The 15,237-nt window shown below is 60.0% G+C and carries 13 protein-coding genes; all 13 read left to right on the top strand.

Going from position 1 to position 15,237, the window contains the following annotated elements:
• The coding region (locus AB5Z14_RS02895; RefSeq protein ID WP_271743653.1) for an arginine deiminase family protein at positions 1-210 on the top strand (210 nt) is incomplete at its 5' end.
• 108 nt (positions 211-318) lie between these two features.
• Entirely contained in the window at positions 319-1,314 is a 996-nt protein-coding gene (gene argF / locus AB5Z14_RS02890; RefSeq protein WP_368130193.1) for an ornithine carbamoyltransferase, read from the top strand.
• 138 nt (positions 1,315-1,452) lie between these two features.
• On the top strand, positions 1,453-2,940 hold the full coding sequence (locus tag AB5Z14_RS02885) for a YfcC family protein (protein ID WP_438265646.1): 1,488 nt from the start codon (positions 1,453-1,455) through the stop codon (positions 2,938-2,940).
• Positions 2,941-3,472: 532 nt separating this feature from the next.
• Positions 3,473-4,954 (top strand): DUF1846 domain-containing protein, encoded by a 1,482-nt coding sequence (locus tag AB5Z14_RS02880; RefSeq protein WP_006234276.1) that lies wholly within the window; start codon positions 3,473-3,475, stop codon positions 4,952-4,954.
• A gap of 256 nt (positions 4,955-5,210) precedes the next feature.
• Positions 5,211-5,549 carry a helix-turn-helix domain-containing protein gene (locus AB5Z14_RS02875; protein WP_040358312.1) on the top strand — a complete coding sequence of 113 codons (339 nt, stop codon included), beginning with the start codon at positions 5,211-5,213 and terminating at the stop codon, positions 5,547-5,549.
• A 178-nt stretch (positions 5,550-5,727) separates the two neighbouring features.
• Positions 5,728-7,389: a CTP synthase gene (gene pyrG / locus AB5Z14_RS02870; protein ID WP_368130191.1), complete on the top strand. Its 1,662-nt coding sequence runs from the start codon at positions 5,728-5,730 to the stop codon at positions 7,387-7,389.
• A gap of 2 nt (positions 7,390-7,391) precedes the next feature.
• Entirely contained in the window at positions 7,392-8,333 is a 942-nt protein-coding gene (gene xerD / locus AB5Z14_RS02865) for a site-specific tyrosine recombinase XerD (RefSeq protein ID WP_368130190.1), read from the top strand.
• 463 nt (positions 8,334-8,796) lie between these two features.
• Positions 8,797-9,231, top strand: coding sequence for a division/cell wall cluster transcriptional repressor MraZ (locus AB5Z14_RS02860; protein ID WP_006234269.1), 435 nt, complete (start codon positions 8,797-8,799; stop codon positions 9,229-9,231).
• 20 nt (positions 9,232-9,251) lie between these two features.
• Complete coding sequence (gene rsmH, locus AB5Z14_RS02855) at positions 9,252-10,217, top strand: 16S rRNA (cytosine(1402)-N(4))-methyltransferase RsmH (RefSeq protein WP_006234266.1); 966 nt, start codon at positions 9,252-9,254, stop codon at positions 10,215-10,217.
• A gap of 90 nt (positions 10,218-10,307) precedes the next feature.
• A complete protein-coding gene (locus AB5Z14_RS02850) occupies positions 10,308-10,778 on the top strand; it encodes a hypothetical protein (RefSeq protein WP_022094483.1) in 471 nt (156 codons plus the stop codon).
• Positions 10,779-10,960: 182 nt separating this feature from the next.
• Positions 10,961-12,661: a peptidoglycan D,D-transpeptidase FtsI family protein gene (locus AB5Z14_RS02845; RefSeq protein ID WP_332068160.1), complete on the top strand. Its 1,701-nt coding sequence runs from the start codon at positions 10,961-10,963 to the stop codon at positions 12,659-12,661.
• 128 nt (positions 12,662-12,789) lie between these two features.
• Positions 12,790-14,214, top strand: a complete 1,425-nt coding sequence (locus tag AB5Z14_RS02840; protein ID WP_368130188.1) for a UDP-N-acetylmuramoyl-tripeptide--D-alanyl-D-alanine ligase — start codon at positions 12,790-12,792, stop codon at positions 14,212-14,214.
• 3 nt (positions 14,215-14,217) lie between these two features.
• Positions 14,218-15,237, top strand: a complete 1,020-nt coding sequence (mraY, locus tag AB5Z14_RS02835) for a phospho-N-acetylmuramoyl-pentapeptide-transferase (protein WP_089571579.1) — start codon at positions 14,218-14,220, stop codon at positions 15,235-15,237.

Raw genomic sequence — 15,237 nt, 5'->3', positions numbered from 1 at the left:
ATCGCGGCCTCCCGCGAGCAGTGGAACGACGGCTCCAACACCCTGTGCGTCGAGCCCGGCAAGATCTGCGTCTACGCCCGCAACACCGTCACCAACGACGTGCTGTACAAGGAGGGCCTGGACCTTCTCGTCGTGCCCTCCGCCGAGCTCTCCCGCGGCCGCGGCGGCCCGCGCTGCATGAGCATGCCCTTCTGGCGCGAGGACCTCTAAGTCTTTAACGTTCCGGTGCGGTCCCCCTACAACCGCACCGGTTTCGCCCGTCAAACGGGCACCACTACTACTTTTTTAGTAATTCATTTTTTCGAAAGGAAACGAACCATGGGTGTTAACCTCTCCGGCCGTAGCTTCCTCAAGCTCCTCGACCTCACCACCGAGGAGATCGAATATCTGCTCAAGCTCTCCAAGAACTTCAAGGACATGAAGCGCGCTGGCGTTCCGCACCGCTATCTCGAGGGCAAGAACATCGTCCTGCTCTTCCAGAAGACTTCCACCCGTACCCGCTGCGCCTTCGAGGTCGGCGGCATGGATCTGGGCATGGGCGTCACCTACCTCGATCCGGGTTCGTCGCAGATGGGCAAGAAGGAGTCCATCGAGGATACCGCCCGCGTTCTCGGCCGCATGTATGATGGCATCGAGTTCCGTGGCTTTGCCCAGGACGACGTCGAGGAGCTCGCTGCTAAGTCCGGCGTGCCCGTGTGGAACGGCCTGACCACTGAGTGGCATCCCACCCAGATGCTCGCCGACATCCTGACCGTCCAGGAGAACTTCAACTACGACATCAAGGGCAAGACCCTCGTCTTCATGGGCGACTGCAAGAACAACGTTGCTCGCTCCCTCATGGTCGTCTGCTCCAAGCTCGGCATGAACTTCGTGGCCTGCGGCCCCGAGGAGTGCATGCCCGCCGATGACGTCATCGAGGCCTGCAAGCCCATCGCTGAGGCCAACGGCTGCACCATCAAGCTGACCACCGACGTCAAGGACGGCGTCGCCGGTGCCGACGTTATCTACACCGACGTGTGGGTCTCCATGGGCGAGCCCGACGAGGTCTGGGCCGAGCGCATCGCTCAGCTCACCCCGTATCGTGTCACCTCCGAGGTCATGGCTATGGCCAACCCGGGTGCCATCTTCCTGCACTGCCTGCCCAGCTTCCACGACACCAACACCACCATTGGCGCCGAGAAGTGCGAGCAGTTCGGCATCACCGAGCAGGAGGTCACCGACGAGGTCTTCGAGAGCCCCGCTTCCAAGGTCTTCGACGAGGCCGAGAACCGCATGCACACCATTAAGGCTGTCATGTACGCCACGCTCAAGTAAGAGCATCTAGCATCTCGCTCGGGGTGTATTGCTGCACACCCCGAGCGGTTTTATCTGGTAAAAATCTCGCATCAAGCGGCAGGCACGGCACGGAAGAGCCGCTTCGGGCGAGATCAGTAAATGATTTATGAAGGGGGGATGAGAACTATGACTGAGACCGCTAAGAAAAAGCGCGGTATGCCTTCATCGTTCACCATTCTTCTTGCTCTGCTGGCAATTGTTGCAGTGATTACCGTTATCGTCTCCGGCACGTCCGGCGGCGCGGTTACTGCCGCCCGTCTGAGCGATTTCTGCACCGCCCCGATTCTGGGCTTCGCTGACGCTCTGCCCGTCTGTCTCTTCGTTATGATCCTCGGCGGCTTCCTCGGCATGATGACCGAGACCGGCGCCCTGGACAACGGCATTGCCGTTCTGGTGCAGAAGCTTAAGGGCAATGAGATCATGCTCATTCCCGTGCTGATGCTCATTTTCTCCCTCGGTGGTACCACCTATGGTATGTGCGAGGAGACCGTTCCCTTCTACGCCCTGCTCGCTGCTACCATGATGGCCGCTGGCTTCGACCCCATGGTCGGCGCCGCTACCGTCCTGCTCGGCGCTGGCTGCGGCTGCCTGGGCTCCACGGTTAACCCGTTCGCCGTCGGCGCTGCCGTCGACGCTCTGACCGGCGTTGACATTGCCGTGAATCAGTCCATCATCATCGGCCTCGGTGCCGTCCTGTGGATTGTTACCACCGCCATGTCCATCGTCTTCGTGATGAGCTACGCCAAGAAGGTCAAGGCCGACAAGGGTTCCACCATCCTGTCGATGCAGGAGCTCAAGGACGCCGAAGAGGCTCACGGCAAGGCTGCTTCCGAGGTCCACAAGGAGGTCAAGCTCACCGGTCGTCAGAAGGGTGTTCTGATCGCCTTCGCCTTCACCTTCGTCGTCATGATCGTCGGCTTCATTCCGCTGGCCGACCTTAACGAGGGCGTCGCCAACTTCTTCGACGCCGGCGCTGTCTACGACGCCGACGGTAACACCGTCGTCCAGGGCTGGTCTGCCCTGATCACCGGCCTGCCCATTGGTCAGTGGTACTTCGACGAGGCTTCCACCTGGTTCTTCCTCATGGCCGTCCTGATCGGTATCATCGGTGGCCTGTCCGAGAAGCAGATCGTCAACACCTTCATCACCGGCGCTGCCGACATGATGTCCGTTGTTCTCGTCATCGCCCTTGCTCGTGGTATCTCCGTCCTCATGGCTAACACCGGCCTCGACGTCTACGTCCTCGACGCTGCCGCCAATGCTCTGGCTGGCCTGTCCGGCGTGATCTTCGCTCCCATGAGCTTCCTGGTCTACTTCGGCCTGTCCTTCCTGATCCCCTCGACCTCCGGTATGGCTACCGTCTCCATGCCCATCATGGGACCGCTGGCTGTTAAGCTCGGCTTCTCGCCCGAGGTCATGGTCATGGTCTTCTCCGCCGCCATCGGTGTCGTGAACCTGTTCACCCCGACCTCCGGCGCCATCATGGGCGGTCTCGCCCTGGCCAAGATCGAGTGGACGACCTGGCTCAAGTTTGCCCTTAAGCTCATCGTCGCTCTCTCCGTCGTCTGCGCCGTAATCCTGACCGTCGCCTGCGTGCTGCTCTAAGTACCCAACGGGTACCCCACGGAAACCTTGACGATCCTGTAAAGGATCACCTGGTCATCGTCTGTCCGGTGGGGTAAACCCACCGGTAGACTCCTACCTTTAGCCCCCTTCCGTTCCGTGCGCGGGAGGGGGCGCTCTTATGTTGCGCGGTTTTACCAAACCGCGGAACCGGTCGACGCTGCGCGCCCGCCAGAGCGGCAATCTGACGTTCAATCGTCGGGCATGGCCAAAAGGCCTATGCCCTCCTCTTTCACGTCACCTTGCTCGCTCTGGCGGGCGCTCGCTGACTTATGCTCCACCTGCGATGTTTCCATCATTGATGCAAAGGGGTCAGGTTAGCTTGTACCAAAAAGGGGAAGTTGCGGTGGAATAGCTCCTGTTTGTGTGTCCTGAGGGACTAAGCGGGAACTATTCCACCGCAACTTATCGAGCGCGTGTTTGGTTGGTGCCTGTTGATGGTCTGGTTATCGGGGAGGGCGGGCTCCGTTATAATCGCCTAAGACATTAAATGGAAACGGGACGGGAGCCATATATGCGCCAGGGTTTCGACAACGCGAAATATATCGAGCTGCAGGCTGCTCACATTAAGGAGCGCATCTCGCAGTTTGGTGGCAAGCTCTATTTGGAGTTTGGTGGCAAGCTGTTCGATGACTATCATGCGAGCCGCGTGCTGCCGGGTTTTGAGCCGGACAGCAAGTTTCGCATGCTCAAGAGCATAGCCGACGACGTCGAGGTCATCATCGCCATTAACGCGAACCACATCGAGAAGAACAAGGCTCGCGGTGACCTGGGCATTACCTATGACGAGGACGTTTTGCGCCTGGTCGACCTGTTCCGCGGCAACGGCTTTGCCGTCGCGGCTGTGGTCATCACCCAGTACGCCGGCCAGCCCGCTGCCGATGTGTTCCGCAACCGCCTGAACGCGCTCGGTATTCCCGCCAAGCTGCACTATCCCATCGAGGGGTATCCGCACGATGTCGATCTGATCGTGTCCGACGATGGCTATGGCAAGAACGAGTTTGTCGAGACCACCCGACCGCTCGTTGTGGTCACTGCCCCCGGTCCTGGCTCGGGCAAGCTTGCCACCTGCCTGTCTCAGCTCTATCACGAGCACAAGCATGGCACGGCCGCCGGCTATGCCAAATTCGAGACCTTCCCGGTTTGGAATCTGCCCCTTACGCATCCGGTCAATATTGCCTACGAGGCCGCCACGGCAGACCTCGATGACGCCAACATCATCGATTCGTTCCACCTTGAGGCCTACAACAAGACCACGGTCAACTACAACCGCGACGTCGAGGCCTTCCCGGTAGTCCGTGCCCTGATGGAAAAGATCCTGGGCAAGAGCCCCTACCAGAGCCCTACGGACATGGGCGTCAATATGGTCGGCTTTGCCATCACCGATGACGATGCCTGCCGCGACGCTTCCAAGATGGAGATCGTCCGCCGCTACTTTACCGCGGTCGAAAATGTGCGCCGTACCGGCGTGGGCGATGAGCAAGTCGACCGTCTCAAGATTATTATGAAGAAAGCCGGCATCGATAAGAACTACTCACCGGCGCGCTCGGCGGCCCTCACCAGGGAGCAGCTGACGGGTGGTCCCGTGGGCGCCATGGTCATGCCCGATGGCTCCGTGGTGACTGGTAAGACCTCCACGCGCCTGGGCGCCGCAAGTTCGCTCATTATGAACGCCCTCAAGCATGTCTCGGGCGTCGACCTTGAGCTCGAGGTCATTAGCGATGAGGCGATCGAGCCCATCAGCAAGCTCAAGACGCATTTCCTGGGCAGCAAAAACCCGCGCCTCCACACCGACGAGACGCTTATGGCGCTGTCGATCACCTCGGCCACGAGTGAGACGGCCGCTCGCGTCCTTTCGGGCCTGGAGCAGCTGCGCGGTTGCGATGCCTTCTTTAGCGTGATTATCTCGCCGACGGACGAGACGGTACTGCGCAAACTGGGTATCAACGTGTGCTGCGAGCCCAAGTTTGAGCGCCGCGGTTTCTTCCATCGCTAAGTTTGAAGCACCGCGGTAATTGCATTGTATTTTGGCCGTATCGGGTTAGCGCCCGGTACGGCTTTTTGATCAATAAAGCGTCTATTTCGGCGAAAAATAGCTGTTTACCTGCCTAGAAACAATTTGAGCGGTATACAATAACCGTAACTGTTTCATCCTTAGCGGGATGCCGCATGATGGATATTACCTGCCATCGTGAGGTGTGTCGGTCGCGCACGGCGCGTTAGATGCTCGTGCTCGGTTTGAGGAGGCTGCTATGGCGGGCAAGGGTCGTGCGAGTGTTAACGATATGAAGCGTGTCGAGGTGCTGGTGTTGATGGAGATCGACCAGCAAACCGAAGACAATGGCGGGCCGTATGGTTTCTCGCGCAAAACGCTTGCCGAGCGCGTGGGGGTTTCGCCGTATCGTGCCCGCGCCGCAATCGATCGCTTGGATTCCGAAGGTATGATTGATGTCGTCTCGCGTTATAGCGACGACGGCGGTCAGCTTGCAAATGGCATTTGCCTCACCGAACGTGGTGAGTGGTATCTTGAGGGCGTCCGTACCGGCATGCTCGTTCAAGAAATGCTTGAGGACGAGGTTGCTGATCGATAGCAGCATGTAACCCTTGCCATAGCGACGCCGCCTGGGAAACCGGGCGGCGTTTTGTTTCAAGATTGAGAAATGCAATCGCACGCGAGAAAAATTGCGGACGGTCCGCGGCGCGAGTATTACAATGAAGACCCGTAAGATGTGGATAAACAACTTCTACGGGAAGCGCAGGTAACTCAATATGACCAAGCATGTGTTCGTAACCGGTGGCGTGGTTTCGTCCCTGGGCAAGGGTATCACCGCGGCCTCGCTGGGCCGTCTGCTCAAGTCGCGTGGCTACAAAGTAACGATGCAGAAGGCCGACCCGTATCTGAACGTCGACCCCGGTACCATGAGCCCGTTCCAGCATGGTGAGGTCTTTGTAACCGAGGATGGTTACGAGTCCGACCTGGACCTGGGTCATTACGAGCGCTTTATTGATGAGAACCTGACCCGCGATTCCAACTTTACGACCGGTGCCATCTACAAAAGCCTAATCGCCCGCGAGCGTCGCGGCGACTTTTTGGGCGGTACCGTGCAGGTGATTCCTCACGTCACCAATGCCATTAAGGATAAGTTCCGCCGCATCGAGGAGCAGACCGGCTCCGATGTAGTCATCACCGAGCTGGGCGGCACGATCGGCGACATCGAGTCCCAACCGTTTGTCGAGGCCATTCGTCAGTACCGCAAGGAGGCCGGCCCCGAGAACGTCTGCTACATCCACGTGTCGCTCGTTCCCTATATCGCCGCCGCCCACGAGGTCAAGACCAAGCCCACGCAGCATTCCGTCAAGGAGCTCCGCAGCTTTGGCATCCAGCCCGATATTATCGTGTTGCGCTCCGACCACCATATCGATGACGCTATCCGCGGGAAGATCGCAAGCTTCTGCGACGTCGACACCGATTGCGTCTTTACCAACGAGGACTGCGCGAGCATTTACGATGTTCCGCAGCTGCTTGCCGAGCAGGACTTTGACCTTCGCATTTGCGAGCGCCTGGGTCTGGACCCGCGTGAGCGCGACATGAGCGAGTGGAACGAGTTCCTGCGCAAACAGAATCACGCCAACCATCACGCCGACAAGGTGAAGATTGCCGTCGTTGGCAAGTACACGCAGCTGCCCGATGCGTACCTGTCGGTTATCGAGGCCCTGCACCATGCGGGCGTCTTCTACGACCGCCACGTCGATGTGCAGCTGGTCGATGGCGAGAGCCTTGAGGCCGAAAACGTCAATGAGGTACTGGGCGACGCGTCGGGCATCCTGGTCCCCGGCGGCTTTGGCAAGCGCGCCCTGGAGGGCAAGATCCTCGCGGCCGAGTTTGCCCGCGAGCACAAGATTCCGTATCTGGGCATTTGCCTGGGTATGCAGGTGGCCGTGTGCGAGTTCGCCCGCAACGTCGTCGGCCTTGCCGGCGCCAGCTCCTCCGAGTTCGACCCGGACGGTCCGTTTAGCGTCATCGATCTGATGAGCTCGCAGGAGGATGTGACCGAGAAGGGCGGCACCATGCGTCTGGGCGCCTATCCGTGCAAGCTCGCCGCCGATACCCTCGCTCGCGAGGCATATGGCGAGGATCTCGTCTACGAGCGTCACCGTCACCGCTTTGAGTTTAACAACGCCTTCCGCGACCAGCTCGAGGACGCCGGCTTGGTTATCTCTGGCCTCTCACCCGACGAGCGCCTGGTCGAGATGGTCGAGCTGCCGCGCGACGTGCATCCGTGGTATGTGGCAACCCAGGCTCACCCCGAGTTCAAGAGCCGTCCGACCAACCCGCAGCCGCTGTTCCGAGAGTTCGTGCGTGCCTCGATCGGTCAGCACGAGGGTGTCGATCGCCTACAGGTGACGCCCATGAACCTCGCTACGGACTAAGGGTGCCGGCGAACAAAGAACATACCGAAGCTACTCCCTCGTCGCTCGCCGTGGCGGCGGGGGAGTATCTCGATTACCTCGCGGTCGAGCGGGGTTTGGCGCGCAACACGATTGCGGCCTATCGTCGTGACCTGACGACGTACTGCGCCTATCTGGAGCGAGCGGGCATCATGTCTTTTGATGAGGTGACTCGTCGGGTCGTGGAGGGCTTTGTCGCCGACCGTCGCGATGGGGGCTATTCCGATGCCTCGGTGGAGCGTGCGCTTGCGGCCGTGAAGGGCCTGCATGCCTTTTTGGTGCGCGATGGGATTGTGGCCCAAAATCCAACGGCGGCGTTGCGCCTGCCTAAAAAGGCTGAGCGTTTGCCGGAGTATCTATCGGTGGAGGATGTCTCGGCGCTGCTCGATCAAGACTTCCCCGAGGGCGAGATGGGCTTGCGCGACCATGCCATCTTGGAAGTGCTCTACGGATGCGGCTTGCGTGTGAGCGAGTTGGTGGGGCTCGATGTGGGCGATATCCATATCGACGATGGCTTTGTGCTCGTTCGCGGTAAGGGCTCAAAGGAACGCCTGTCCCCGCTGGTGGGAAGCGCGGCGCGAGCTCTGACGCTCTATTTAACTGAGGGACGTTCTCGCTTGGCGGCCCATGCCCACGGAACCGAGACCTCGGCGGTCTTTTTAAATAAGAACGGCCGCCGTCTGTCGCGCCAGGGCATCCATGCCATCTGTGAGCGCTACGGGCGCCAGGTGGGGCTGGTGGGACTCCATCCCCATACGCTGCGTCACTCCTTTGCCACCCATATGCTTGCGGGCGGTGCAGACCTCCGTGTGCTACAGGAGATCTTGGGACATGCCGATATATCGACCACGCAGGTCTACACGCATGTCGATCGTACGCAACTGACCGAGGTCTATCTGGCGGCGCACCCGCTGGCACATCGTTGACACATCGCTGGCCTGCATATCTATAGGTATTTGGGGACGGGCCCCAGATTGCCGCGGCGTGCTTTTGCGCGCGCATGGGCAATCTGGGGCCCGTTCCATTTTTTGCCACTTGTCGTCGCGGTGGTGGGCCGCATGTGCCTTGGGTGGGGGAGTTTGGGGGCGATGTGAACGGCATGTAAAGGGACGCAAAAATCGCCTCAAGGTCAACTTGAAGGTTGAGGTTGAAAGGCGGGGTGCCACAGGTGGCATCCCGCCGTTGCTGTAAACACAACATATTGTGTTTTCGAACATATGATTGGGGGGTGTTTTGCAATATATGGTGGGTGGAGTGGTGGGGCGGGGTGGGGGAAGGGGTGGGGAAAGGTGTTGAAAAATGGGGCGGTTCCCCATATTATTAATGACGTCGACAGGCGGGGTGGTTCCCCGCGTACGTGCCATCTGAGTAACCGAGGGGAGGGCGCACATGGGAATGACTGGTGCATACGAGCGCAATCTCGATGCAAAAGGTCGTCTGTCCCTGCCTGCACCCCTTCGCGAGGAGCTTGGAGAGCACGTTCGCGTGTTCAAAGCCCTGGATGTCGATGCTCTGTACGTGTTCTCTGCCGAGGCCTTCGATAAGTGGGTCGAAGGACTCTTCGCGGGTCGTGAGGGCCACGAGGGTTTTAACCCGCGTGACATTAATGACCAGAAGCTCATGAGGGCGATCAACAAGCGCACCACGTCGATGGACGTGGACAGCGCCGGTCGTATCGGTCTTTCCGAGTCTCTCCGCAAGCAGGCGAACCTCGACCGCGAGGTCACGGTTGTGGGCAACTACGACCACCTTGAGGTTTGGGATCGCGCCGCGGCCGATGAGGACGATGACGATGAGGCCCTGCTGGACCTCTTCTTCTCGTAAGGGCAAGGCACGGGTAACGGATGGAGCGTGGGATCTTGACACAAGAATATCGGCATGAACCTGTCATGCTCGGCGAAGTGCTTGAGTCGCTGCGGCTAAAGAGCGGCTCCGTTGTCTGCGATTGCACCCTTGGCGGTGCCGGCCATTCGGTAAAGATGGCCGCGCAGGTGGGGGAGACGGGCCTTTTGCTCGGCGTCGACCAGGACGACATGGCCCTCGAGGCCGCTGGCGCCCGTCTGGACCGCGAGGTTCCCGGCGTTCCGCACCAGCTGCTGAAGGGCAACTTCGGCGACTTGGACGAGCTGCTTTGCTCGGCCGAGGTGCCCGGGGTCGATGGCTTCCTGTTCGATTTGGGCGTTTCGTCGCCGCAACTCGATATCCCTGGCAGGGGCTTTTCGTATAACGAGGACGCCCCATTGGACATGCGGATGGATCCGGGTAATAACACCTTAAACGCAGCTGAGGTCATCAACACCTATAACGAACACGACCTCGCCCGGATTCTACGCGTCTACGGCGAAGAGAAGTTCGCCTCGCAGATCGCGCGCGAGATCGTGCGCCGCCGCGAGCAAGAACCGATCGAAACCACCGGCCAATTTGTCGAGATCATCAAGGCGGGTATCCCGGCTGCCGCTCGTCGGCATGGCGGACACCCGGCCAAGAAAAGTTTCCAGGCCATTCGCATCGAGGTCAATCACGAGCTCGATGTGCTCGAACGAGGGCTTGATGCCGCCACCAGGTGGCTCAACCCGGGCGGACGTATCTGCGTCATCTCGTATCACTCGCTCGAGGACCGTATCGTAAAGAACCACTTTAAGGAGATGAGCCAGGGGTGCACGTGTCCGCCGGAGATTCCGGTGTGCGTGTGCGGCAACGTGCCGATACTCAAGGTCATCACCCGCAAACCCTTGGTTGCCCAGCCTGATGAGGTTGAGCGCAACCCTCGGGCGAGATCAGCCAAAATCCGCGTGGCGCAGCGTCTGTAGGCACGACCGCGCGATATTGGACCTCCCGCTCGCACCATAAACGAAGCTTAAACACACTACCAACGTACTCGGGATGGGAGGCGGCATATCATGGGCTACAACACTTCAAGCGCAGCACTCGCCTATGATATGAACGCCATGCCCGCCTATCGTGAGACGCCGCAGGCCCCCGTTGCTCCCCGTGAGCAGCGCACGCCGCGCTTTGATGTCTACACGGGCGCGGGCCGTCAGGCAAACCAGGCGGTAAGCCCGGTTTTCATGAGCGTTCTTAAAACGTTTTGCATCATTGCGGCCATCTTCATGACGATCGGCGTCGCCCGCGTGGCGCTCGCCGGCGTTACGGCCCAGGTGCTCAACAGCAACGCCGAGCTTACCAACACGCTCGAAAAGGCGACCGATGAGAGCTCCGACCTGGAGGTCATGCATTCGGTCTATGGCGCCGACACGCGTATTCGCGACCTTGCGGGCGCTTATGGCATGGTGGAGCCCAGCGAGAGCGTTACACTTGACTTTTCGCAGGATGCAGCCGCGGGCGCCAACGCGACCGCGACCGCTCAGTAGCAAGACGGTAGCTGAGTATGACAAATGACTATCGCCGCGGTTCCGATGGGGGCCGCGGTTCTGGACGTCCCTCGTCGCGGGGACGTTCTGGTTATCAAGGAACGGGTCGGCAATCTTACAACGCCGGGCAGTCCCGTGGCAACGACCTGGCGTCGCGACTTCGCGGCTCGGGCGGCCCTCAAGTGCATAACACCAGGTCGCGCAAGAGTTCGTCGACCGAATGGCTCACGGGCACGCCTCTGCCTCGCCGCAAAGCCGTCATGGGCTTCATTGGGCTTGGCTTGGGCTTGGGCGTCTTTCGCCTTGCCGACTATCAAATTGTCGAAGCCGATAAACTGCGCGAGCGTGCCGATGCGCGCCGCCTGCTTGCGCAGACCCTCTATGCCAAACGTGGCACCATCTACGACCGCAACGGTAACGTGCTGGCGTCGTCGGTCGAATGTCGCAACATCGCCGTGAACCCCCAGCTTGTCGAGGATGTTGACAAGACGGTGTCGGCGCTGGTCAAGGCAACTGGAATCGATAAAAAGACCTGCCGCAAGCTCGTTGAGTCCGATGGAACCTGGGTGTATATCAAGCGCCAGGTGGACGAAGACGACGCTGCGGCGCTGGAGAAGAAGAACCTGCCCGGCGTGCTTTTTGAGCAGGCCATGAAGCGCGTATATCCATACGGCAATCTGGCATCGCAGGTGCTGGGTGTAGTGAATGTAGACAACGACGGCTTGACGGGTCTCGAAAAGCAATACAACAAGCTTCTGACCGGCACGAACGGTTCTCTCGTACGCGAGCGCGCGAGGGACGGCAGCTATATCGCGGGCGGTGCCTATAAAAAGGTGGCTGCGGTCGACGGCGTTGATATCGTGACGACGCTCGACGTCAATATCCAGCGTGCGGCCGAGGATGCCCTGGCAGAGGCTGTCGAGAAGACAAAGGCCAAGAACGGCTCGGCGCTGGTCACCGATCCTACGACAGGCGAGATCTTGGCAGCCTGCTCGTATCCGACCTACGACCAGACCAATTTGGAAAACGCCAAGACCGAGGATATGAACCTGCGCCTGGTCACCGACGCCTACGAGCCCGGCTCGGTCTTTAAGACGCTCGTGGCGGGCGCCGGCTTCGACTTGGGCGTCGTGCGGTCGAGTACGTCGTTTGAGGTGCCGGCGAGCATCAAGGTGGGCGACGATACCGTCACCGATGCCGACAAGCGCGACTACGCCATGACCATGGATGTGCGCGAGATGATGCGCCGTTCGTCCAACGTGGGATTTGTCCTGGTGGGGCGCAAGATCGGTGCCGACGACTTTGCCGCCTATGTGGACAAGTGGGGCATCGGTCACAGCTCGGGTGTCGATTTTCCGGGCGAGAGTCTGGGCATCGTCAAGGAGCGTGACCAGTATGACGGCGCCACGCTGGGCTCGATGAGCTTTGGACAGGCGCTGTCTGTCTCGCCGATTGAGATCGCACGTGCCGTGGGCGGCATCGCCAACGGCGGCGTGATGATGACCCCGCACTTCTATAAGTCCAGCAAAGGCGACGAGAAGGACTGGGGCGAAGGCGAGCGCGCGATTTCGGAGGACGCCGCATCCCAGGTGACATCGTGCATGCAGACGGTCGTGTCGGAGGGAACGGGCGTTGGCGGCGCGGTTGACGGCTATGACGTGGCGGGTAAGACCGGTACGGCCGAACGTGCCGACGAGAACGGCGGCTACCTCAAGGAGAACTACATGTCGTCCTTTATGGGCTTTGCACCGGCACAATCGCCCAAGGTGCTGTGCTATATCACGCTCGACGGAACGCCGAGCGGCTCAGATGCCGCTGCGGTGCCGTTCCAGTCCATTATGGCCAACGCGCTCGACGTGCTGGGTATCCCGCACACGAAGTAGGGGGTTACAATCTTTGGGGCGTGGTTTGTTGTCCCATATGAGGGGTGTTCACATGCCCTGCACCACGCATGCGCGGCGCTGGGATACAATACGCCGATAGCATTATTTAGGTTTACAGGGGAGCTGCAATGATAGAGATCGCCGTCAACAACCTCGCGGCCGCAACAGGGGCCCGAACCGTGACGGGAGAAGTCGATCGGGTATGCCGCGGGTGCGTTATCGACTCGCGCCAGGTCGAGGAAGGGACGATTTTCGTCGCCTTTCCCGGTGAAAACGTCGACGGCAATGATTTTGCTTCCCGTGCCGTCCAGTCGGGTGCCGGCGCCGTCGTGATGACGCGTGAGCCCGAGGCCGAGCTGGTCTCGCTGGCGCAGGACAAGGGCTGTGCCATCTTGCTGACCGATGATCCCGAGGAGTTTCTGCTGCGTTTGGCGCACGTGTATCGCCTGGAGCTTGGCTGCCTGGTCGTTGGCATTACCGGTTCCATCGGCAAGACGACGACCAAGGACGTTCTCGCCGCTGTGCTCGCCAAGCGCTATCGTGTCTGGGCCACCAAGGGCAATTTCAATAACCTGATCGGCATGCCGCTCACGGTGCTTTCCGCTCCGGCCGATACCGAGGTCCTGGTGCTCGAGATGGGCATGAACCATTTCCACGAGATCGAGCGCCTGTCCCAGTCCGCCAATCCCAACCTTGCCATCGTGAGCAAGATCGGCACCTCTCATATCGGCATTTTGGGCAGCCGCGAGAACATCGCCCGCGCTAAAGCCGAGATTGTCCAGGGCATGTGCGCCGCCGGCGACTATTTGCCGCTGCTGGTTTTGGGCGGCGAGGACGATTTTACGCCGTTCATTCGCGATACGTTCGCCCAGCCTGCTGGTATCGACGTGATGCTGGCCGGTGTCTCTGACGATGATGAGGTCCGCGCCCGCGACGTTCGCGTTGATGACGAGGGCCGTCCGGTCTTTACGCTCGATTTTGGTCAGGGCGAGACAATCGATACCATGCTTGCCATCCCCGGCGTGCAGTCCGTTCCTAATGCCGTTAAGGCCGCCGCGGTTGCCTATCGCCTGGGCGTGACGCCCGAGCAGATCGATGCTGCCTTTAGGGGCCTCACGATCACCGGGCACCGCCAGGAGATCAAGCGCGCCAAGAGCGGTGCACGCATCATCGACGATTCCTATAACGCCAGCGCCGAATCGATGGCAGCCGGCCTCGATCTGCTGTGCTCGCTTTCGTGCACGGGGTCTCGCATGGCGATCCTGGGCGAGATGGGCGAGATGGGCGATGAGGCTCCTCGCATGCATGAGCTCGTGGGCGCCTATGCCGCCGCCAAGAAGCTCGACATGCTGGCGTGCGTGGGTGGTGAGCTGGCCCAGCTTATGGCCGATGCCGCGCGCATGATGGGCATGGACGAGGACCGCATCCAGGTGTTCTCCGATTATCAGCAGGTGCTCGACCGCATGGGCGGCGCGCTTGAAAAACATGATGTTGTACTGGTCAAGGGTTCCCGCTTTGTTGAGCTCGACCGCTTTGTGGAAGGTGTGTGCTAGCCCATGTTCGGCAATCCCTCGTATCCAACGTATCAGGCTTTTTTGGGGCTTGGCATCGCCGCAGCCATTGCGCTGCTGCTCATGCCGTGGTGGATCAAGCTGCTCAAGGTCGAGGGTATCGGCCAGCAGGTTCGTGCCGACGGCCCCAAGCGTCATTTGGTTAAGCAGGGAACGCCCACCATGGGTGGCGTTGTCATCCTCGTCGCGATCTCGCTGACCTGCCTGCTGATGGGCAAGCTCACCACCGAGCTCGTACTCGTGCTGCTCGCCACGCTGGCGACCGGCGTGCTGGGCCTGATCGACGACCTGACCTCCGTTACGCATGGGCGCTCGCTCGGTCTGACGCCCCATGCCAAGATGATCGGCCTAACCATTATCTGTGTCACCTTTACGGTACTTGCCGTCAACTGGTGCGGTGTCGCCCCCGAGATTCGTTTTCCCGGTGGGTTGACGATCGACCTTGGCGTGCTTTCGACCACCATCTGCGGCTATTCGTTCCCGTGGCTCTATATTGTCTTTTGCTGGCTGATGATTGCCGGTCTTTCTAATGCCGTGAACCTGACCGATGGCCTTGACGGTCTTGCTGGCGGCACCTCCATGATCGCCATGCTCGCCATGGCTGCCATGGCGTTTTTGCACGGAGACGTGAACCTGTCCATCTTCTGCACCGCGTGTGCCGGTGCCTGCTTGGGCTTTCTGTGGTTCAACTGCTATCCGGCGAGCATCTTTATGGGTGATACCGGCTCGCTTGCTCTGGGCGCCGCGTTTGCCTGTACGTCCATCATGACTAACACCGAGGTCGTCTCCCTCATCATCGGCGGCCTGTTTATCGTTGAGACCCTGTCGGTCATGATTCAGGTTGTCTACTTCCACTTTACGCACAAGCGCGTCTTCCTTATGGCGCCCATCCATCATCATTTCGAAAAGAAGGGTTGGGCCGAGACCAAGGTCGTCATCCGTTTTTGGATTATCGCTGCGGCATTTGGTGCCGTTGGCCTTGCTCTGTTCTTCCAGTTGGGATAG

Origin of the sequence: Collinsella aerofaciens, assembly GCF_040910265.1 — a bacterium.
In the GTDB taxonomy this organism is placed as follows: Bacteria; Actinomycetota; Coriobacteriia; order Coriobacteriales; family Coriobacteriaceae; genus Collinsella; species Collinsella aerofaciens_BK.
The sequence above is the reverse complement of the archived record's forward strand: the minus strand, read 5'-3'. Positions and strand labels throughout refer to the sequence as shown.

Bases quoted from the DNA above. Each gene is read 5' to 3' on its own strand.
- argF (WP_368130193.1), top strand. From the start codon at position 319: ATGGGTGTTAACCTCTCCGGCCGTAGCTTCCTCAAGCTCCTCGACCTC.
- AB5Z14_RS02885 (WP_438265646.1), top strand. From the start codon at position 1,453: ATGAGAACTATGACTGAGACCGCTAAGAAAAAGCGCGGTATGCCTTCA.
- AB5Z14_RS02880 (WP_006234276.1), top strand. From the start codon at position 3,473: ATGCGCCAGGGTTTCGACAACGCGAAATATATCGAGCTGCAGGCTGCT.
- AB5Z14_RS02875 (WP_040358312.1), top strand. From the start codon at position 5,211: ATGGCGGGCAAGGGTCGTGCGAGTGTTAACGATATGAAGCGTGTCGAG.
- pyrG (WP_368130191.1), top strand. From the start codon at position 5,728: ATGACCAAGCATGTGTTCGTAACCGGTGGCGTGGTTTCGTCCCTGGGC.
- AB5Z14_RS02860 (WP_006234269.1), top strand. From the start codon at position 8,797: ATGGGAATGACTGGTGCATACGAGCGCAATCTCGATGCAAAAGGTCGT.
- rsmH (WP_006234266.1), top strand. From the start codon at position 9,252: ATGGAGCGTGGGATCTTGACACAAGAATATCGGCATGAACCTGTCATG.
- AB5Z14_RS02850 (WP_022094483.1), top strand. From the start codon at position 10,308: ATGGGCTACAACACTTCAAGCGCAGCACTCGCCTATGATATGAACGCC.
- AB5Z14_RS02840 (WP_368130188.1), top strand. From the start codon at position 12,790: ATGATAGAGATCGCCGTCAACAACCTCGCGGCCGCAACAGGGGCCCGA.
- mraY (WP_089571579.1), top strand. From the start codon at position 14,218: ATGTTCGGCAATCCCTCGTATCCAACGTATCAGGCTTTTTTGGGGCTT.